The following is a 19,393-nucleotide window of genomic DNA, read 5'->3' as shown; positions in this document are numbered from 1 at the left end:
AAATTTCCGCACTGCGCAGGGAGTCGCATGCACGCAGCGGCCCCGACCGAACTGTTTTCGCACCCGGTAATAACTAGTAATAAAACTATGCCTGAATCCACCGTAAAAACCTCTTCCACATCGGCTGATGCAGCCTTGCTGCGCGAGGTCGCGGAACTGGTGGTGAGCGCCCTCAACCTTGAGGTGAGCGCCGACGATGTACAACCGGACGAACCGCTCTACGGCGACGGCTTGGGGCTGGATTCCATCGACATCCTGGAAATTGCGCTGGTTGTCTCCAAGCACTATGGCCTGCAGCTCAGGGCGGACCACGAAGACAACCACGCCATCTTTCATTCGCTGCGAAGCCTGGGCGACCATATTGCCGCCTGGCGAACCCAGTGACAGCTGTGCTGGCGACACGGTTTACCCAAGCCTGTCGCTGGGGCGGCATCGCGGCTCTGGGAATCGGCTACGCCGTGCTTTCCCATCTGGCCGCGGCATCGACGGCGCCGGGCTTGCTTGAGGCGCTGGTCGCCGTGCTTCCGCTGCTGGTGCTGGCCGTTGTCCTGGCCTGGCGTTCACCGCAGCGCCCTGTCATGCTGGCCCTTTGTGGTGTGGCCTGCCTCGGGTTTTATCTGTTCAGGGAATGGCTGATCACCCATTACAACTGGGTTTTCCTGCTGCAGCATGCGGGCACGTATGCCCTGCTGTGCGGAACTTTCGGCCGGACACTCGTGCAAGGGCGCACACCGATGATTGCGCAATTTGCCCGCATCGTGCATGGCGAGCTTTCGCCTGCGCTTGTTTCGTACACGCGGTCGGCCACCTTGGCGTGGGCCTTGTATTTCGGAATCATTGCAGGCTTTTCATTGCTGCTGTTCTGGCTGGCACCCATTGCCGTCTGGTCCACCTTTGCCAACCTCCTGGGTATTCCCCTGCTCGCACTGATGTTTGCGGCGGAATATGCAGTCCGCTGCTACGCATTGCCGGCAGCAGATCGTGCCGGTCCGCTGGAAGCGATTCGTGCCTACCGGCGGGCTTCCGCAGAAAGCCGCGCACGCCGGCCATGACGACGTTTCCGCTCATCTCGCACACCCGGGCTGAAGACGTTGTGGCTTGCAGCCATGGCCAGGCCGTTACCGTTGAACATTTTCTGGCCGATGTCAGGCAGCTTGCAGCGGCCCTGCCCACAGGCAAGCATGTTCTCAATGTCTGCGCCGACCGCTACCGGTTTGCCGTGGGTATGGCGGCCGCCCTGCTGGCAGACAAGGTCAGCCTGCTGCCACCCACGCTGACGCCGGAAATGGTGAAACAGGTCCGCAGCTTTGCACCCGACGTGTTCTGCCTCGCGGACCAACCGCAGTCCCTGGCCTTGCCGTTACTGGGCTGGACGGATGCGATGACGCCACGTCCGCCGGGCACCGCAACTGGCATGCAGTGCGATATTCCACAAATTCCCGCATCGCGCATTGCCACCATCATGTTCACCTCCGGCTCGACCGGTACGCCGGTGGCGCATCGCAAGAGCTGGGGCGGGCTGGTTCGCAGCGCGCGGGCTGAAGCCGCCCGGCTCGGCTTGCTGGATGGCCGCAAGCACAGCATCGTGGCAACGGTGCCGCCGCAGCACATGTTCGGCTTCGAGTCCACCGTGTTGCTGCCGCTGCAAAGTGGTGCCATTCTGGTTGCCGCCCATCCGTTTTATCCGGCCGATATCTGCACCGCACTGGCGCAAGCGGGGCGCCCCCGCATGCTGGTGACCACGCCCGTGCATTTGAAAGCGCTGCTGGCTTCAGGCATGGACATTCCGCAGGTTGACCTGGTGCTTTCCGCCACGGCTCCCTTGCCACCCCAGCTGGCATTGGCCACCGAAGCCCGCTTGCAAGTCCCGCTGCTGGAAATCTACGGCTCCACCGAAACGGGACAAATCGCCACACGGCGCATGACCGAGGCTGTGGCGTGGACACTTTTTCCAGAAGTCACGCTGAGCATCAGGCAAGGACAGACCTGGGCCTCAGGCGGTCACGTCGACCAACCCACCCCGCTGGCCGATGAACTGGAATCGGTGTCGGACACACAATTCCTTTTGCATGGCCGGACTGCCGACCTGATCAATATCGCGGGCAAGCGAAGCTCGCTGGGCTACCTGAACCATCAGCTCCACGCCATACCGGGCGTGATGGACGGCGCCTTCTTCATGCCGGACGAGGGTTCCGGCGACACCGTGGTCCGGTTGATGGCTTTCGTTGTGGCACCGGGCCTGACGGCGCCGGCCCTTCTGGCGGCGCTGAGGGAGCGGGTTGACGCCATATTCATCCCGCGGCCCCTCGTGCTGCTCGACAGCCTGCCACGCAACAGCACCGGGAAATTGCCGCGCGATACGCTGGTTACCCTGGCGCGCAACCATCTTCAAAAGAAATCTCCCGTTCCGGGCGAAACCCGGTTTTCCATCGCCCCTGACCATCCGGCGCTTGCCGGGCATTTCCCCGGTACACCCATTGTTCCCGGTGTGGTGTTGCTCGACGCCGCCATACACGCGGTACAACACGCACGTACCGGCCATGCCACGGAGGTCTGCCAGATCAGCTCGGCGAAATTCCTCAGCACGGTGGGGCCCGGTGAGACGCTGACCATCTCCTGCAGCACCACCGCCTCCGGCAGCACGCGCTTTGACATTTCCAGCGGCGACCGAAAAGTGGCCACCGGAACCTTGCTGTTATCGCCGCAGCCATGAACACACCACGCGGAGCCAATGCGACATCAGGCGCCGAATGGCAGCAGCTCCCGGAACGCAGCAACGGCTTCATGCTGCGTGTCATGACCTGGATATCGCTGAACCTGGGCCGCAGCACCAGCCGCATCGTCCTTTACGGGATTGCAGCCTATTTCCTCGTTTTCGCGCCGGCGGCGCGCCGGACGTCGCGAAACTATTTGCGGCGCGTGTTCGACCTGCCGTCGCCCGCTGCGGTCGGCTGGCGTCATCTGTTCCGGCATTTCCTGAGTTTTGCTTCTGCCATTCACGACCGTGTTTACCTGCTGAATGACCGCTTCGAGCTGTTTGATATCCAGGTGCACAACCAGCAACTGATCGACAAGGTGGTGGCTGACGGAAGAGGCGTGTTCCTCATCGGTGCCCATCTGGGCAGTTTTGAAGTACTGCGGGCCATCGGGCGCCAGCAACCGGGCCTGCGCATTGCCATGGTGATGTACGAGGAAAATGCGCGAAAAATTAACGCGGCGATGGGCGCCATCAATCCCAAAGCGCAACTGGACGTCGTGGCATTGGGACATATCGATTCCATGATCAGGGTGCACGAACTGCTGGATGAGGGTGCCGTCGTTGGCATGCTGGGTGACCGGTCACTGGGTAAGGACGACACCTATTCCATCGAGTTCCTCGGAGACGCCGCCGAGCTGCCGCTGGGTCCTTTTCGCATGGCCGCCATCCTGAAACGCCCCGTGTTGTTCATGACGGGGCTGTACCGCGGCGGCAATCGTTATGACATTCATTTCGAACCTCTGGCGGATTTCTCGACGCTGCCTTCGCGCGGCCGCACAGCGGCGGTGCAATCTGCCATGACGCGCTATGCTGCACTGATGGCGCAATACTGCCGCAGCGCGCCTTACAACTGGTTCAATTTTTTTGATTTCTGGCGGCGCGCGCCGCGGCAGTCCGGCCAGCCTGAACAAAACACCTGAGCATATGACACACCTTATTCAGCAAACATCCACCCCCGCCTCGTCGCACATCACGCAACAGCCGTCACGGCCCGTCTTCGCGCTGGCCGCAGTTGTGATGGGTCTGGTGTTGGCCGCGTTGAGCCCGGCAGCGCTGGCCGCCTGGGACCTTCAGCAACTGATGGATTCGCTGGCGCAAACCAAGTCGGGCCGCGCCACCTTTGTCGAAAAAAAGAGCATTGCGCTGCTCGACAAACCGGTGGAATCGTCCGGCGAACTGCTCTATACCGCACCCGACCGGCTGGAAAAGCGGACGCTCAAACCGAAGCCTGAATCCATGGTCGTGAACGGCGGAGAACTGGTGATTGAACGTGGGAAGCAAAAATACCAGCTGCGGCTGCAGGCGTACCCCGAGCTGGCCGCGTTCATTGACAGCATTCGCGGCACCCTGGCGGGCGACCGCAACGCCCTGGAGCGTAACTACCGGCTCAGCCTTGAAGGCACGGCCGAACGCTGGACCCTGCAATTGCAGCCCGTCGATCCCAAAATGCAGGCGGTGATCCAACGCATCCGCATTACGGGTGTGCGTGACCAGTTGCGCAACATCGACATCGCCCAGGCCGATGGCGACAGCTCCACCATGACCATCGAGCAAGTGGCAGCCCCGTGATGAACGGCGCACGCGGCCGCATGGCAGCCATTGCGGTATGGCTGGCATTCCTGATCGGTTGCGGCATTGTCATCAGCCGCACACAGTTCACGACCGACCTGTCGGCGTTTTTGCCGCGTACTCCCACACCCGAGCAACAACTGCTGATGGACCAGCTGACCGAGGGCCTGGCCTCTCGGCTTGTCCTGGTAGGCATAGAAGGCTCCGATGCCCCTCAGCGTGCAGCGCTTTCCAAAAAGATGGCGCAGCAGTTGCGCACCGACTCCGCTTTCGCCAGCGTGGCGAATGGCGAACCCGTCAATAGCGAGCGGGACCGCAATTTCCTGCTCAACCATCGCTATCTGCTGAGCCCTTCAGTGACGCCGGAACGATTCAGCGCGGATGGGTTGCACACGGCCCTCACTGACAGCATCGAATTGCTCGCTTCGCCCGCAGGCCTGATGGTCAAGGCCCTGCTGCCCCGCGACCCTACCGGCGAAATGGTGCAGTTGCTGGGCCAGCTCAACGGCGGAAGCCAGCCGCAACAGGCCCATGGCGCCTGGACTTCCCGTGACGGCAAGCGGGCACTGATGCTGCTGCAGACCCACGCAGCAGGCTCTGACACCGATGCCCAGCAACGTGCCATGGCCGCGATTCGCCAGGCCTTCGATGCGGCGGGCGGTTCCTCAGCTGGTGCCAGCTTCGTCATGACAGGCCCTGGCGTATTTTCGGTCACGTCCCGCGAAACCATTCAAAGCCAGGTGAGCCACCTCTCGCTGATCAGCGTGGTGCTGATCGCGACGCTGTTACTGCTGGTTTACCGTTCTGTCAGCGCCCTTTTGCTCGGATTTTTGCCCGTGCTGAGCGGCGCGCTGGCGGGGATTGCCGCAGTCAGCCTGGGTTTTGGGTCGGTGCACGGCATCACACTGGGCTTCGGCACAGCGCTGATCGGCGAAGCTGTGGACTACTCCATCTATCTTTTTGTGCAGTCCGAAGATGCGGGCGCCGACCAGGCGCATTGGGTCAAGCGCTTCTGGCCGACCGTCCGGCTCGGCGTTCTGACCTCCATTGCCGGTTTTGCCTCTCTTTTGTTCTCGGGCTTTCCGGGTCTGGCTCAACTCGGCCTGTATTCGATTGCCGGACTGGTCGTGGCCGCCGCAGTGACCCGCTATGTGCTGCCGCATCTGCTGCCGCGCCATTTCCGCATCCATGATGTGTCGGCCATCGGGCGGGCGCTGGAGGGGCTGGTGCAACATGCGGCCTTGTTGCGATGGCCTGCCGCGGCCCTGCTGATAGCCGCCTGTGCCGTCCTTGTGGGAAACCACGCAAGCCTCTTCAACGACAAGATTTCCTCGCTCAGCCCGGTCTCGCAAGCCGATGTAGCGCTGGATGAAAGCCTGCGTGCCGATATGGGGGCGCCTGACGTGCGCTATGTGGTGGTGGTCTCCGGTACCAGCCAGGAGTCGGTACTCCAGACTGCTGAACAGGTTTCAACCCTGCTCCAGGCACAGGTCGAGCGCGGCGAGATTGCCGCGTTTGAGAGCCCCAGCCGCTACCTCCCCAGTGTGGCCACGCAACGCGCCCGCCAGGCCAGCCTGCCCGCCGCTGAGGTGTTGCAGGCCCGCATGACCCAGGCCACGCAAGGCCTGCCAGTGCGGCCCGGGGTGTTTTCACCTTTCCTGGCAGAGGTCGCCGCCGCCCGCAGCCAGCCCCTGCTGCAGCCCGCCGACCTTGAAAAAACCTCGATGGCCATGGCCTTGGCCGCATTGCTGATTGGTAAAGACGGCCGCTGGAGCGCCCTGCTACCTTTGACTGCGTCCCAGGGACGAAACATCGACGCCGACAACATTCGTGCCGCGCTGGCCACCAAGCCCTTGCCTGGCGTACTTTTTGTCGACATGAAAATCGAGTCTGACCGTTTGTATTCCAGCTACCTGCACGAAGCCATCGTGCTGTCACTGGGCGGGCTGGCAGTCCTCGTGGCCCTGTTGCTGGTGGTTTTCCGCTCCCCTTCCCGGGTGCTGCGGATCATTGCGCCGCTGGCGGCCGCGGTCGTCACAGTCACGGCCGGGCTGGCCCTGCTGGGCCAGCAACTGATCATCCTGCACCTGGTGGGCCTGTTGCTGGTCGTGGCCGTGGGCTCCAACTACGCGCTGTTTTTTGACCGGCCCGATCCCCATGCCCCGATAGCGCCCAGAACCCTGGCGTCCATGCTGCTGGCCAATCTGACTACCGTCGCAGGGTTTGGCCTGCTCGCATTTTCCAAAGTGTCCATCCTGCAGGCCATGGGTGTCACCGTTGCACCGGGCGTCATCCTGGCGCTGGTCTATGCCGCAATTTTTGCCAGGAAGCCCCATGCCTGACCTCCGGTGGAAGCCCAGCATCCTGGTACGTGCGAGCATCGCGCTACACGCGGCGGCACTTGCGGCCATCCTTGTTGATTCCGGCTGGTGGCGCTGGGCGCTTGCCGCCGTGGTCCTCAACCACCTGTTGCTCACCGTCGTGGGTATGTGGCCCCGCAGCCAGTGGCTTGGCCCCAACTGGACCCGCCTGCCCCAGGCCTCCGTCGCCAGGCGGGAAATCGCCCTGACCATCGATGACGGGCCCGATCCCGCCGTGACACCCAAAGTCCTGGACCTGCTCGACCAGTATGCGGCCCGCGCAACTTTTTTTTGCGTCGGTGACAAAGCCGCCCGCCATCCCGAGTTGTGCCGCGAGCTTGTGCGGCGCGGACATGCCGTCGAAAACCACAGCCAGCACCACCGCCACTACTTTGCCCTGACGGGCCCGCGCAGCATGTTTCGCGAGTTGCAGGCGGCGCAAAACACACTGAGCGGCCTGACGGGCCAGCGGCCCCTTTTCTTTCGCGCTCCCGCCGGCCTGCGCAACCCCTTTCTTGATCCGGTACTGGCCCGGCTCGGCTTGAAGCTCGCCAGCTGGTCCGTGCGCGGCTTCGACACCCGCGTCGCCAATGCCGAGCGTGTAAAACGCAAACTCACAGCCGGGCTGCAAGCCGGCGCCATCCTGCTGTTGCATGACGGCAATGCAGCACGCACACCGCAAGGTGTTCCGGTCATCCTGGATGTCCTGCCCGCCTTGCTGGAGTCCATTGCGGCCGCCAACCTGCGCACCGTGACCCTGCAGCAGGCCCTCGCATGAATCCTACGCAGAAAACCCGGCAGAGCCCGTGGTCACAAATAGGGCGGGTTATCTTTCAGCACATCTATCTGAAAGCCATTGGCACGATGCTTTTCATCGGCGTGTTTTTCGGCGCCTACTTTTACCTGCTCAAGCACCCGGCCTTTCCGATCGCGGTGATGCCTCTCACCTGGCCCGACCGCTTCATCGCTTTTGAACCGCTGGCCTTGCCGGTTTACCTCTCGCTATGGGTTTATGTCTCGCTGCCGCCCATCTTCTTTGGCGACCGGCGCGAACTCCTGCGCTATGGCGGCGCCATTGCGCTGACCTGCCTGGCGGGTCTGCTGGTTTTTTATTTCTGGCCCACGGCCGCACCCGCTCCAGACATTGACTGGCCGAAATACCCTCAGATGCTTTTCCTGAAAAACATGGACGCGGCAGGCAACGCCTGCCCTTCGCTTCATGTGGCAACAGCCTTTTTTTCGGGCATCTGGCTGCACCACCTGCTGCGCCGATTCTCCGTCCCCGCATGGTTGCTGGCGGTGAACGCCCTCTGGTGTTTCGGCATTGCCTATTCCACACTGGCCACAAGGCAGCATGTCGCGGTGGACGTTGCCGGAGGCCTGCTCCTGGGGGGGGTGGCAGCCTGGTTGTCCCTGCATCTTCACAAACAGCGCACCGCAGGCAAGTAACAGCTGGTGTCCGGCATCGCAACGGTGCCGGATTTGCCACGTGATTTGCTAAAGTGTCTTTTTCTTCAGATAGGTTTTTTCTCTGTATCCACTTTGGCTTTCCCACTTCACCGCAACCAGCAGCATGGGTCGCGGTCTTGCACAAACTCTCGACGCGTTGCGTACGCGGCGGAGCGGGCTCGCCCCATGCACTTTTGACACGGTCGACCTGCCGACCTTTGCAGGCGAGGTCACGGGCACCGACAGCGTGCAGCTTCCTGCGCAATGGGCCCGCTTCGACTGCCGGAACAACCGGCTCGCCCTGCTGGGGCTTCAGCAGGACGGCTTTACTGAAGCGGCGGCAGCCGCCAGCAAAAAATACGGCGCGCACCGCGTGGGAGTCTTCATCGGCACCAGTACATCGGGCATTTTGCAAACCGAACTCGCCTATCGCCGGCGCGACCCCGAGACCGGTGCCCTGCCCCCCGATTTCATTTACGGCACAACACACAATACATTTTCTGTCGCTGATTTCACGCGTCAGTACCTTGGGCTGACCGGCCCGGCCGCCGTCGTCTCGTCAGCCTGCTCTTCCAGTGCCAAGGTGTTTGCCTCCGCGCGAAGGATGATGCGGGCGGGTCTGATCGATGCTGCCGTGGTCGGCGGGGTCGATTCGCTGTGTCTCACAACCTTGTATGGCTTTAACTCGCTGGGCCTGATTTCCCCCCAGGCTTGCAGGCCATTCGACGCCGCACGCAATGGCATCACCATTGGCGAAGCGGCCGCTTTCGCCCTGCTGGAGCCCACGCCGGCACAACCCGCCCCAGGTGACGTGCTGCTCCTGGGCGTCGGCGAATCCAGCGACGCCCACCACATGTCTTCCCCCCATCCCGACGGCCTGGGCGCACGGCTGGCAATGCAGCAGGCACTGGACATGGCCGGCCTCACCACGGCCGGGATCGATTACATCAACCTGCACGGTACCGCCACACAAAGCAACGATGCCGCGGAAGCCAAGGCAGTGTCCGGGCTATTCGGCCCAGGCACCCCCTGCAGCTCCACCAAGGGCGCCACCGGCCACACGCTGGGCGCCGCAGGCGGGCTTGAAGCCGTGATCTGCGCGCTTGCATTGCAGCACGGCCTGCTGCCCGGCGGCATCAACACCCATGAGCGCGACCCGGCCCTGCCTGTCAACTACCTCCTGGACAACCAGGAGGCCGCCCCCCGGCATGTGCTCAGCAACTCCTTTGGCTTCGGCGGCACCAATTGCAGCCTGATTTTTGGCCGTGCCGGTTAAGGTCCCGACATGACACAAGCACAATCCCCATCCGCAACAGCGCTGACGGTCTTTGTCGAAGGTATCGGGCTACTGGGCCCCGGACTGGCGGGGTGGGCGCAAGGGCGCGAACATCTCAAAGGCAGCACCGCTTATCAAGCCACGCGCTGCGTTCTTCCGCCACCCATGGCTTTACCGCAGGCCGAACGCCGCCGGGCCGGCGCGGTGGTCAAGGTGTCGCTGGCTGTGAGCGAGGAAGCCGTTGCAGCTTCGGGCCTGCAAGCTGCCATGCTGGCATCCGTGTTTTCATCTTCCAGCGGCGACGCCGTCAATTGCCACGAAATTTGCAATGCACTGGCCTCCAGCGACAGGCTGATCTCCCCGACGCGCTTTCACAATTCAGTGCACAACGCCGCCTCCGGCTACTGGAGCATTTCAAGCGGCTCGATGGTTTCGTCTTCAGTGCTTTGCGCGCGCGATGCAAGTTTTTCGGCAGGCCTGCTCGAGGCCATGACCCAGGTAGCGGTGGACCAGGTACCCGTGCTGCTGGTCGCTTATGACACCGATTACCCGGAGCCGCTGTACAGCACACGCCCCATTCCCGACACCTTTGGCATGGGACTGGTGCTGACACCCTACCGCAGTGAACACAGCCAGGCGCAGTGGACGCTGGAACCAGACAACTGCCTGACGGCCTTGCCTGCCGACCGGCTCGATGACGCCGCGCTCGAACAGCTGCGCACAGACATTCCTGCGGCACGCTGCCTGCCGCTGCTGCTCAGCATCGCGCGGCAGCAAAGCGGCCGGATCGTGCTGGACTACCTTGACGGCCGGCAGCTGGCCCTGCAGGTGGCACCGTGACGCTTGCAGGCCTGATGCCCACCAAGGCCTGCAACGCGCCTTTGAGTCTTGAGCACGACGAGATCGCGCGCCGCATTCCCCATCAAGGCAGCATGTGCCTGCTTGAACGCGTCACGGCGTGGGACAACAGCCAGATTGCCTGCGAAGCCACCAGCCACCGCGCTGCCGGCAATCCCCTGCGTGCCTACGGAAGGCTGGGCGCCGCATGCGGGATTGAATATGCGGCGCAAGCCATGGCCGTGCATGGCGCACTGATCTCGGAAGCCGTGGCCGGTACCCAGGAAAACCACCCGCAGGCCGGCGATGCCGCCCCCTTCGGCTACCTGGTCAGCGTTCGCGGCGTCACCCTGCATGTCGAAAGACTCGACGACATCAACCTCGCGCTCACCATTCATGCCGAGCGCACGAGCGGCGACGCCGGCAGTATTCTTTATGGGTTTACGGTCCACGCGGGCCCTGCATTGCTTCTGTCAGGCCGCGCCGTGGTGATGCTCGGCGCACCATCCAAGGGGACTGCATGAACGCCTCCGTACTCAAACGCGCGCTGGTCACCGGTGGCAGTGGCGCCATTGGCTCGGCCATTTGCCGGCAACTGGCTGCCGATGGGTTTCACGTCATCGTGCATGCCAACCGCGGCCTTGATGCCGCCTTAGCGCTGGTGGCCTCCATCCAGGCGTCAGGCGGTCATGCGGAGGCTGTGGCGTTTGATGTCACTGATGCCGCCGCAACCGCCATTGCCCTGGAAACCCTGCTGCTGCAGGGGCCGGTCCAGGTGATCGTGAACAACGCCGGCATCCATGACGACGCGGTCTTTCCGGGCATGCAGCTGCGGCAATGGCAACAGGTCATTGACGTCTCGCTGAATGGTTTTTTTCATGTCACCCAGCCCTTGATGATGCCGATGATCCGTACGCGCTGGGGGCGTATCATCAACATCACGTCGGTCGCCGCAGTGGCAGGCAACCGCGGACAGGTGAATTATTCGGCTGCCAAAGGCGCATTGCATTCGGCCACAAAATCCCTTGCACTGGAGGTGGCCAGCCGCGGCATCACGGTCAATGCGGTTGCGCCCGGCATCATCGCAACGCCGATGAGCCAGGACAGTTTTGATGCCACTGCCATCGCGCAGCTGGTACCCATGAAACGAGCCGGCCGACCCGAAGAAGTCGCCGACCTCGTGAGTTTTCTGACTTCAGAGCGCGCAGCTTACATCAGCGGCCAGGTTATTTCCATCAACGGCGGCATGATTTAAAAAGGCACTCCATGACCATTCCTGAAAACACTCCCACGGTGCATGCACCCCATGTCCCGCTGACCGAGTATTACCAGACAGAGCAGGACCGGCAAACCTATCTGCGCAGGATTTTTGACAGCACGGCGCCGGACTACGACCGCATCGAGGCGATCCTGGCCTGGGGCAGCGGTTCACGCTATCGACGCGACGCACTGATTCGCGGCGGCCTGAAAACCGGCATGAAAGTGCTCGACGTGGGCGTGGGAACCGGCCTGGTTGCCGCCCAGGCGTGTCTCCTGGCCGGAGACCCCACACTGGTGACCGGCCTTGATCCCAGCCCCGGCATGATGGCCGCCAGCAAGCTGCCAAAAACCATGGTGCTGGTGGAGGGCCGGGCCGAGTCCCTGCCGTTTCCGGACAACCATTTCGACTTTCTAAGCATGGGCTATGCCCTGCGCCACATCAGCGACCTGGGTGTGGCATTTGCAGAATTTGAACGCGTGTTGAAGCCCGGTGGACGGCTCTGCGTGCTAGAAATCACCCAGGCAAAAAGCCCCTGGGGCCGCTGGTTGCTCAAGACCTACATGCGCGGCGTCATACCGCTGCTGACGCGCTTCGTTTCGCGGCAAAAGGAAACCGCGTCCATCTGGCGCTACTACTGGGACAGCATAGAAGCCTGCGTGCCGCCCGAACAGGTGCTGGCCACGCTGCGCGCGGCGGGTCTGGCGGATGTCAGGCAACACCTGGAAGCCGGCGTATTTTCAGAATACCAGGCAGTCAAGTCGCTGCCCGGCTCCGCGGCGCTGGCCTCAACTCATCACGATCGCTGAAACAGGCGCCGGGCCAGCAACACCGGCAAGCGCAGCACAAACCCGATGAAAAGCCGGGAATGCATCCAGGTGAGCAAGAGGTTGTCGCGCAAGTAGTTGAAGTGCGACACACCCCCTTCGTCGGGCCGAAAATACTTCACGGTGGCCGGCAGGTTGACTGGTTTCACGCCGCGCCAGCACATGCGCACCACCGCTTCCGGGTCAAAATCAAACCGGCGCATCCAGCGTTGCCCGGCCATCACATCACGCAGCGGCGCGATCGGGTAAACACGAAAGCCGAACAGGGAGTCCCCGATGCCGGCCCAGAGGGTTTCCAGGTCGGCCCATCCATTGGACACCTTGCGTCCATTGACCCGCAGGCGCGGGGCATCCGCGGCGAACACCGGCACGCCGAGCACCATAACAGCGGGTTGGGCCAGCGACGCGACCATGAACTCCGGAATCAGGTGGGCGGGGTGCTGCCCATCGGAGTCCATGGTCAGCACATGCGTGAACCCCTGGGCCGCAGCCAGCTCAATGCCGTGCAGCACCGCGGCACCCTTGCCCACATTGCGCGGCAACACCACGACACGCAAGCGCGCATCGTCTGCGGCCATTGCCAGCAGGCGGTCGGTGCTGCCGTCCGTGCTGCCGTCGACGACCACCCAGACCGGCGCCCACTGAGCAAGTGCACTGCGAACTGTTTCGTCAACTTTGGCACCGGGGTTGTAACTGGGAATCAGGACGAGGTGCGTCCTGGACATGTCGCGAAGGGAATCATTCATCGAGAGATTTAACTTGAACGGAAAACTGCGTGCAGCTTCACGCCGGCGGCGCAGAAGCAGTCAGGGAGGACGACCGGGTACGCCCCAGCTCGGTCTGGAAGTATTGCTCCAGCTCTGCGGTGAAGTGCGCCGTGTCGCTCACCGGCTCAAAGCATTTGCCGAGGCGAACACGGTACGTGACCGGCATTTTCGGCGTCCATAGCAGGGACCAGCCCTTGCCCAGAAACCTCGAATCGGTTTCGATAAAAACGGTCTGTACCGGTACGCCCGCGTATTTGGAAATCAGGCTGGTCGTTCCCTGCATGCGCCCCACAGGAAACCGCCGCGTGCGGGTGCCTTCCGGGAAAAGCAGCAAACTGCTGCCCTGGCGCAAGTCGGCGACGGCCAGCTGCACCATGGTGCGCAGCGGCGTATTGCGGATGTAGCCTACCAGCCGCGCACCGGCCCCAAAAAAAACGCTGTTGACGATGTCCGCCTTCATGATGCAGGTGGCGTCAGGCAAGCGCGACAGGATCATGATGGCGTCCAACAGGGAAGGATGATTGGGCGCGATGATCACCGCCGGGCCCGCCTGCAGCGCATCCAGCGCCGTCAGGTCGAACCGGCAGGCCCCCATCAACACCAGCAGGCGCAGGTAAGACCGGAACGTGGCCGCAACCAGCCTGCGCCCCCATCGTTTGCTCAATACCCTCGGCAACAATGGCCGCATAAGCACCGCCAGCAACGAGACCGCCAGGCTGACGCCGACAAGCACCAGGTAACCCACACAAAGACGGGCGGTTTCATGCACCGCCCTGCGGCCCTTATTGGCCAGGGACGGCTCGGCAAGCACGGTATCAGTCGGCTCCGCCCCGCTTGCGCTGTTGAAAGGCGAGATACTCGGCTCGGTCATTGCTTGCCTTTCGGTTGAGGTCGTGGGCCCTGGCGCAGACCGTATCCGGCTTGCTTTTTTGAATGGATGAATGCAAGTGAGTCTACCTCCTCACAAATACCGTTCTTTGGCAAATTGCCGGATTTCAGCGTAGGGCTTCATCCCGACTGAAGGCCGCACTCCAGGTTTTTCAGGCAGAAGCCGACCCTGACGGTAAGTGCCTGATAGTAAAGGACAATCAGGAGCCGGAAACATCGAGGAACGGCCCCTGAGATAGGCGCCAGGTGAGACGAAAATGCAAAAAGAAGGAAGCGCGCACGCGCTAGGTCATTGATGCAAAAAGAAACAATTCGCGGCAAAAACCCAACAGGCGGGGCGCCGGAAGACACACCCATGATGACGCAATACAAGCGCATCAAGGCGGAGTACCCCGACACCCTGGTTTTTTACCGTATGGGGGACTTCTATGAGGTCTTTTTTGCCGACGCGGAAAAGGCCTCCCGCCTGCTCGACATCACGCTGACGCGGCGCGGCCAGTCCGCGGGCGAGCCGGTCGTCATGGCGGGTGTGCCCTTTCATTCCCTGGAAGGCTACCTGGCCAAACTTATCAAGCTCGGCGAGTCGGTGGCCATCTGCGAGCAGGTCGGCGACGTCGCCACCAGCAAGGGCCCCGTGGAGCGCAAAGTGGTGCGCGTGGTCACGCCCGGCACACTGACCGACACCGAGCTGCTGAGCGACAAAACCGAATCCATCCTGCTGGCCGTGCACCAGGGCGCGCGCAATACCTGCGGCCTGGCCTGGCTCAGCGTGACGCAGGGCGAAATCCACCTGGCGCACTGCGCCAATGACGAGCTCGAAGCCTGGCTGGCGCGCGTGGCGCCCAGCGAACTGCTTTACAACGTCGATGTAACGCCGGCCTTCGAGCAACGCCTCAAAGCCCAGCGCTGCGCCGCCAGCGCCCGCCCAGCGTGGCAGTTTGATTCCGCCCTGGGCGCGCGCCGCCTGCTGGACCAGCTCAAGGTCGCCTCGCTCGCATCCTGGAATGCCGAAGCGCTGAATGAGGCGCACGCCGCCGCTTCGGCGCTGCTGGGCTACGCCGAACACACACAGGGCCGGGCGCTGTCGCATGTGCAGGGCCTGCAGGTGGTGCGTTCGGGCGAGCTGATCGAGCTGCCGCAAACCACGCGCCGCAACCTGGAACTCACGCAGACCTTGCGCGGCGAAGAATCGCCCACGCTGTTTTCATTACTGGACACCTGCACCACCGGCATGGGCAGCCGTGCACTGAAAAGCTGGCTGCTCACCCCGCGCCGCGATCGCGCACAGGCCGCCGACAGGCTGGATGCCATTACCCACCTGCGCAGCGGCTCCCAGCAAACCCTGCGCGCCAGGCTCAAGGGCTGCAGCGACGTCGAACGCATCACCGCCCGCATCGCGCTGCGCCAGGTGCGGCCGCGCGAACTCGTGGCGCTGAAAGACACGCTACAAAAAACAGAGCTGGTTGCGCCCGTCAGTATTGGGCTGCCGGCACTTTTAACCAAAATCTTTGAAGACCTGCAACCGCCGGAAGGCTGCCGTGAACTGCTCGGCCGCTATGTGCTGGATGAGCCTGCCGCGCTGATACGCGACGGCGGCGTCATCAACCACGGCTGCGATGCCGACCTGGACGAATTGCGCGCCATCCAGACCAACTGCGACGACTTTCTGCTGGACCTGGAAGGCCGCGAAAAGGCCCGCACCGGCATCGCCAACCTGCGCGTGCAGTTCAACAAGGTGCATGGCTTCTACATTGAAGTCACACAGGGCCAGCTCGACAAGGTGCCCGACGACTATCGCCGCCGCCAGACACTGAAAAATGCCGAGCGCTACATCACGCCCGAGCTCAAAGCCTTTGAAGACAAGGCCCTGTCGGCGCAGGAGCGCGCACTGGCGCGCGAGAAGTGGCTGTATGAACAGCTGCTCGACCAGTTGCAGGACTTCATTCCCGCGCTGAGCCGCCTGGCGCGCGCTCTCGCCTCACTCGACGCGCTGTGCGCGCTGGCCGAACGCTCGCTCACCCTCAACTGGGCCGCGCCCGTGTTCGTACGCGAGCCCTGCATCGACATCAGCCAGGGCCGCCACCCTGTCGTCGAAGCGCGCTTGGCCGAAACCGGCGGCGGCGCCTTCATCGCCAACGATTCCGTCATGAGCGGCAAGCACCGCATGCAGGTCATCACCGGCCCCAACATGGGCGGTAAATCGACCTATATGCGCCAGGTGGCGCTGATCGTGCTGCTGGCCAGCGTGGGCTCTTACGTGCCGGCGGCCAGCTGCCGGCTCGGGCCCATAGATGCCATCCACACCCGCATAGGCGCGGCCGATGACGTGGCCAACGCGCAATCGACCTTCATGCTCGAGATGACCGAGGCCGCGCAGATTTTGCACGCCGCCACCCCGCATTCGCTAGTGCTGATGGACGAGATCGGCCGGGGCACCTCCACCTTCGATGGCCTGGCGCTGGCCGGCGGCATTGCCGCCTACCTGCACAACAAGACCCAGGCCTTCACGCTGTTTGCCACGCATTACTTTGAGCTCACCGAATTCCCGGCGCAGCACCACGGTGCGATCAACGTGCACGTGAGCGCGGTCGAGTCCGGCGCCGACATCGTGTTTTTGCACCACATCGAGCCCGGCCCTGCCAGCAAGAGCTACGGGATTGCCGTGGCCAAGCTGGCCGGCGTGCCCGCCGCCGTCGTCAACCACGCCCGCCACGCGCTCAATGCGCTGGAGGCCCATCAGACTGAAGCGCGCGCCCAGGTCGACCTGTTTGCCGCCCCGCCCGAAGCCGCCGCGCCCGAGCAAAGTGCCGTGGACAAGGCATTGGGTACCATAGACCCTGATGCACTGAGTCCGCGCGAGGCGCTGGACGCCCTGTACCGCCTGAAAAAGATCTCCGCCTCACCGTGACCCAGCGCAACCCGACCGCCCCAACACTTCCAAGCCACCAAAGCCCCCTCATGACTTACTGCGTCGCCGCCAAACTCAATGCCGGGCTGGTGTTCCTGTCAGACTCCCGCACCAACGCGGGCCTGGACCACATCAGCACCTTCCGCAAAATGATCGTCTATGAAAAGCCGGGCGACCGCTTCATGGTGCTGCTGTCGGCCGGCAATCTGTCGATTTCCCAGTCGATCCGCGAAATCCTGCAGGTCGAGCAGCTCAAGGACCCCGACGGCGGCGAAGCCATCACGATCTGGAATGCCAAAAGCATGTTCGACGCTGCGCGCGTGCTGGGCTCGGCGATCCGCCGCGTCTACGACCGCGACGCCGAGGCGCTGAAAAACGCCGACGTCGACTTCAACGTCTCGCTGGTCTTTGGCGGGCAGATTCGCGGCGAGAACATGCGCCTCTTCCAGATGTATTCGGCCGGCAACTTCATCGAAGCGACCGACGAGACACCTTACTTCCAGGTCGGCGAATCCAAATACGGCAAACCCGTGCTGGACCGCGTACTCACCCCGGCCACGCCGCTGGCCGAAGCCGCCAAGTGTGTGCTGGTGTCCATGGACTCGACGATGAAGTCGAATCTCTCGGTTGGCCTGCCGCTGGACCTGGTGGTCTATGAGGCCGACACCTACCGGAGCGACAAGATCGTCTGCATCGACAACGACAACCCCTACTACCGCATGATGCACAGCAGCTGGGGCCAGAAGCTGCGCGAGGTGTTCGACAGCATCGAAGACCCGGTGTGGGACGACGCGCACACCGACATCCCGTTGAAGATGCCGGCCACGCGCCATGAGCCGTTGAAGAAGATCAGCACGCCTGACGAAAAACTGATTTAAGCCGTGCCCGCCAACGCAAAGCCGCTGGTCATTTTTTCCCACGGCAACAGCTTCCCGGCCAGTACCTACAGCGCGGTGTTCCAGAGCCTGAAAGCACGCGGCTTTCAGGTCAAGGCGATTGAAAAATTCGGCCACGACCCGCGCTACCCGGTCACCAGCAACTGGCCGCACCTGGTACAGCAGTTGGCCGACTTCACAGCCCGCGAGGTTGAAAAATCCGGCCAGCCGGCTTTCCTGGTGGGCCATTCGCTGGGCGGGTTTTTAAGCCTGATGTGCGCCGCACGCAACCCGGTGCTGGGCGGCCAAGCCGTCAAGGGCGTGGTGCTGGTCGACTCACCCATCCTGGGCGGCTGGCGCGCCGCAGCGCTGAGCGTGGCCAAGCGCGCACAACTGGTGGGCTCCATATCCCCCGGCGCCATCAGCCGCAAACGCAAAAACCAGTGGCTGGGCAAGGAGGAAGTGTTTGAACACTTTCGCAGCAAGAAGGCGTTTGCCGCCTGGGACGAACAAGTGCTGCGTGATTACATCGAGCATGGCACCCACGACGATGCCGACGAAGGCGAAGGCCAGCGCCTGCTGAGCTTCGACCGCGACGTCGAAACCGCGATCTACAACACGCTTCCGCACAATCTGGAAGGTTTGCTCAAACGCCATCCGCTGAAATGCCCCGTTGCCTTTATCGGCGGACGGCAATCGGTGGAGATGAAGCAGGTTGGAATGGCGATGACCGAAAAGGTGACGAAGGGGCGGATCATGATGCTGGATGGGAGTCATCTGTTTCCGATGGAGAAGCCGTTGGCAACGGCGGCTGCGATTGAGGCGGCTTTGAGGAATTTCCTCGAGTAGGCTGCTGTTGTTTCCGGCGGTGCGCCCTCTGCTGGGTGTTGCTGGCCGGGGGTAGCCCGGCGGCTACTCACTTTTCTTTTGCTTCGCCAAAAGAAAAGTAAGCAAAAGAAAAGGCGACCCTGCTGTCTGCGTCCCTCCGCTTCGCTACGCGCAACCTGCGGTGCTCGGTTCAGGCGGGGTCTCGCTCGAACTCGCCTTCGGCTCAGACAATCGCGATCCCTGATCCGCCTGAACCTGTGCTCCTCGGCGCAGACAGAAGGGGCGATCAGGAACGGGGACCGAAGACAAATACCAACAAGGACACGCCATGGCGTGTCCTTGTTTCTTCAGGTATTCGGGTTCTGGTATTCGGCTGTTCTGTATTCCTTCCCCCACCCCTTGTGGATGCGCCGAGGAGCGCAGGGCCAGACGGATCAGGGCAAAAACTTGTTTGAGCGAAGCGAGTTGTTTTTGCCCCCGGCTGGACCGAGCACCGCAGGTTGCCCGTAGCGCAGCGAAGGGACGCAGGAACCAGGGTCGCCTTTTCTTTGCTTACTTTCTTTTGGCGAAGCAAAAGAAAGTGAGTTGCATGCCGGGCAACCCCCGGCCAGCAATCCTCAGCAAAAAGCGCAATGCCGGAGCAAAATCCGGCCTCAAGGAACCGCTATCAATTCAATAGCTGCCAGCGCCCGTCCCTATTACCCAAAAGTCCAAAAACCACCTAAAAATGTAGATTTCAGCGATGTTGACGCTGCGGGGACTTACCCTTAAGACTGCGGTTCAACATTCGCAA

At 62.6% G+C, this 19,393-nt stretch carries 18 protein-coding genes; 16 read left to right on the top strand and 2 right to left on the bottom strand.

All coding sequences use genetic code 11. The features are described 5' to 3' along the window. Positions 1-87 precede the first annotated feature (87 nt). The 13 genes from AC1D1J_RS13935 to AC1D1J_RS13875 all read left to right on the top strand — a co-directional run bounded on the left by AC1D1J_RS13935 (position 88) and on the right by AC1D1J_RS13875 (position 12,316). Positions 88-384 (top strand): phosphopantetheine-binding protein, encoded by a 297-nt coding sequence (locus AC1D1J_RS13935; protein WP_457279104.1) that lies wholly within the window; start codon positions 88-90, stop codon positions 382-384. Beyond that, entirely contained in the window at positions 381-1,052 is a 672-nt protein-coding gene (locus AC1D1J_RS13930; RefSeq protein WP_477694972.1) for a COG4648 family protein, read from the top strand. Before AC1D1J_RS13935 ends, AC1D1J_RS13930 begins: the two co-directional genes overlap by 4 nt. Then, complete coding sequence (locus tag AC1D1J_RS13925; RefSeq protein ID WP_477694971.1) at positions 1,049-2,713, top strand: AMP-binding protein; 1,665 nt, start codon at positions 1,049-1,051, stop codon at positions 2,711-2,713. Before AC1D1J_RS13930 ends, AC1D1J_RS13925 begins: the two co-directional genes overlap by 4 nt. Next, entirely contained in the window at positions 2,710-3,678 is a 969-nt protein-coding gene (locus tag AC1D1J_RS13920) for an LpxL/LpxP family acyltransferase (RefSeq protein ID WP_477686654.1), read from the top strand. Before AC1D1J_RS13925 ends, AC1D1J_RS13920 begins: the two co-directional genes overlap by 4 nt. 4 nt (positions 3,679-3,682) lie before the next feature. Further along, entirely contained in the window at positions 3,683-4,327 is a 645-nt protein-coding gene (locus AC1D1J_RS13915; RefSeq protein ID WP_477686653.1) for a LolA-related protein, read from the top strand. Next, positions 4,327-6,669: an MMPL family transporter gene (locus AC1D1J_RS13910; protein WP_477694970.1), complete on the top strand. Its 2,343-nt coding sequence runs from the start codon at positions 4,327-4,329 to the stop codon at positions 6,667-6,669. The genes AC1D1J_RS13915 and AC1D1J_RS13910 overlap by 1 nt, the downstream gene beginning before the upstream one ends. Continuing rightward, on the top strand, positions 6,662-7,465 hold the full coding sequence (locus tag AC1D1J_RS13905; protein WP_477694969.1) for a polysaccharide deacetylase family protein: 804 nt from the start codon (positions 6,662-6,664) through the stop codon (positions 7,463-7,465). The genes AC1D1J_RS13910 and AC1D1J_RS13905 overlap by 8 nt, the downstream gene beginning before the upstream one ends. Before the next feature lie 86 nt (positions 7,466-7,551). Next, positions 7,552-8,136 (top strand): phosphatase PAP2 family protein, encoded by a 585-nt coding sequence (locus AC1D1J_RS13900; protein WP_477694968.1) that lies wholly within the window; start codon positions 7,552-7,554, stop codon positions 8,134-8,136. Between the two features lie 82 nt (positions 8,137-8,218). Beyond that, a complete protein-coding gene (locus AC1D1J_RS13895; RefSeq protein WP_477686913.1) occupies positions 8,219-9,412 on the top strand; it encodes a beta-ketoacyl-[acyl-carrier-protein] synthase family protein in 1,194 nt (397 codons plus the stop codon). A gap of 9 nt (positions 9,413-9,421) precedes the next feature. After that, positions 9,422-10,252 (top strand): beta-ketoacyl synthase chain length factor, encoded by an 831-nt coding sequence (locus tag AC1D1J_RS13890; RefSeq protein ID WP_477694967.1) that lies wholly within the window; start codon positions 9,422-9,424, stop codon positions 10,250-10,252. A 14-nt stretch (positions 10,253-10,266) separates the two neighbouring features. Beyond that, the gene (locus AC1D1J_RS13885) at positions 10,267-10,773 is read left to right on the top strand and encodes a hotdog family protein (RefSeq protein ID WP_477695086.1); all 507 of its coding nucleotides are present in this window, start codon (positions 10,267-10,269) and stop codon (positions 10,771-10,773) included. Continuing rightward, positions 10,770-11,504: a 3-oxoacyl-ACP reductase FabG gene (gene fabG / locus AC1D1J_RS13880; protein WP_477686649.1), complete on the top strand. Its 735-nt coding sequence runs from the start codon at positions 10,770-10,772 to the stop codon at positions 11,502-11,504. The genes AC1D1J_RS13885 and fabG overlap by 4 nt, the downstream gene beginning before the upstream one ends. An 11-nt stretch (positions 11,505-11,515) precedes the next feature. After that, positions 11,516-12,316, top strand: a complete 801-nt coding sequence (locus tag AC1D1J_RS13875) for a class I SAM-dependent methyltransferase (RefSeq protein ID WP_477694966.1) — start codon at positions 11,516-11,518, stop codon at positions 12,314-12,316. Here AC1D1J_RS13875 and AC1D1J_RS13870 read toward each other — a convergent pair. Continuing rightward, complete coding sequence (locus tag AC1D1J_RS13870) at positions 12,304-13,080, bottom strand: glycosyltransferase family 2 protein (RefSeq protein WP_477694965.1); 777 nt, start codon at positions 13,078-13,080, stop codon at positions 12,304-12,306. The two genes, AC1D1J_RS13875 and AC1D1J_RS13870, sit on opposite strands and share 13 nt — an antisense overlap. A gap of 37 nt (positions 13,081-13,117) precedes the next feature. Then, complete coding sequence (locus tag AC1D1J_RS13865) at positions 13,118-13,972, bottom strand: lysophospholipid acyltransferase family protein (protein WP_477694964.1); 855 nt, start codon at positions 13,970-13,972, stop codon at positions 13,118-13,120. A gap of 312 nt (positions 13,973-14,284) precedes the next feature. Between AC1D1J_RS13865 and mutS the strand changes: the two genes are divergently transcribed. The 3 genes from mutS to AC1D1J_RS13850 are packed head-to-tail and all read left to right on the top strand — an operon-like array spanning position 14,285 to position 18,621. Continuing rightward, positions 14,285-16,897, top strand: coding sequence for a DNA mismatch repair protein MutS (gene mutS, locus AC1D1J_RS13860; protein WP_477694963.1), 2,613 nt, complete (start codon positions 14,285-14,287; stop codon positions 16,895-16,897). A gap of 50 nt (positions 16,898-16,947) precedes the next feature. Further along, positions 16,948-17,775, top strand: a complete 828-nt coding sequence (locus tag AC1D1J_RS13855; RefSeq protein ID WP_457279118.1) for a proteasome-type protease — start codon at positions 16,948-16,950, stop codon at positions 17,773-17,775. 3 nt (positions 17,776-17,778) lie between these two features. Beyond that, positions 17,779-18,621 carry an alpha/beta fold hydrolase gene (locus AC1D1J_RS13850; RefSeq protein ID WP_477694962.1) on the top strand — a complete coding sequence of 281 codons (843 nt, stop codon included), beginning with the start codon at positions 17,779-17,781 and terminating at the stop codon, positions 18,619-18,621. The last annotated feature ends 772 nt before the right edge of the window (positions 18,622-19,393 follow it).

This window comes from Polaromonas sp. P1_F8 (assembly GCF_056405635.1).
This window is presented reverse-complemented; position numbering and strand designations above follow the sequence as displayed.

Coding starts and splice junctions, on each gene's coding strand:
- AC1D1J_RS13935 (WP_457279104.1), top strand. CDS start 88: ATGCCTGAATCCACCGTAAAAACCTCTTCCACATCGGCTGATGCAGCC.
- AC1D1J_RS13925 (WP_477694971.1), top strand. CDS start 1,049: ATGACGACGTTTCCGCTCATCTCGCACACCCGGGCTGAAGACGTTGTG.
- AC1D1J_RS13920 (WP_477686654.1), top strand. CDS start 2,710: ATGAACACACCACGCGGAGCCAATGCGACATCAGGCGCCGAATGGCAG.
- AC1D1J_RS13915 (WP_477686653.1), top strand. CDS start 3,683: ATGACACACCTTATTCAGCAAACATCCACCCCCGCCTCGTCGCACATC.
- AC1D1J_RS13910 (WP_477694970.1), top strand. CDS start 4,327: ATGAACGGCGCACGCGGCCGCATGGCAGCCATTGCGGTATGGCTGGCA.
- AC1D1J_RS13905 (WP_477694969.1), top strand. CDS start 6,662: ATGCCTGACCTCCGGTGGAAGCCCAGCATCCTGGTACGTGCGAGCATC.
- AC1D1J_RS13900 (WP_477694968.1), top strand. CDS start 7,552: ATGCTTTTCATCGGCGTGTTTTTCGGCGCCTACTTTTACCTGCTCAAG.
- AC1D1J_RS13890 (WP_477694967.1), top strand. CDS start 9,422: ATGACACAAGCACAATCCCCATCCGCAACAGCGCTGACGGTCTTTGTC.
- AC1D1J_RS13885 (WP_477695086.1), top strand. CDS start 10,267: ATGCCCACCAAGGCCTGCAACGCGCCTTTGAGTCTTGAGCACGACGAG.
- fabG (WP_477686649.1), top strand. CDS start 10,770: ATGAACGCCTCCGTACTCAAACGCGCGCTGGTCACCGGTGGCAGTGGC.
- AC1D1J_RS13875 (WP_477694966.1), top strand. CDS start 11,516: ATGACCATTCCTGAAAACACTCCCACGGTGCATGCACCCCATGTCCCG.
- AC1D1J_RS13870 (WP_477694965.1), bottom strand. CDS start 13,080: ATGAATGATTCCCTTCGCGACATGTCCAGGACGCACCTCGTCCTGATT.
- AC1D1J_RS13865 (WP_477694964.1), bottom strand. CDS start 13,972: ATGACCGAGCCGAGTATCTCGCCTTTCAACAGCGCAAGCGGGGCGGAG.
- mutS (WP_477694963.1), top strand. CDS start 14,285: ATGCAAAAAGAAACAATTCGCGGCAAAAACCCAACAGGCGGGGCGCCG.
- AC1D1J_RS13855 (WP_457279118.1), top strand. CDS start 16,948: ATGACTTACTGCGTCGCCGCCAAACTCAATGCCGGGCTGGTGTTCCTG.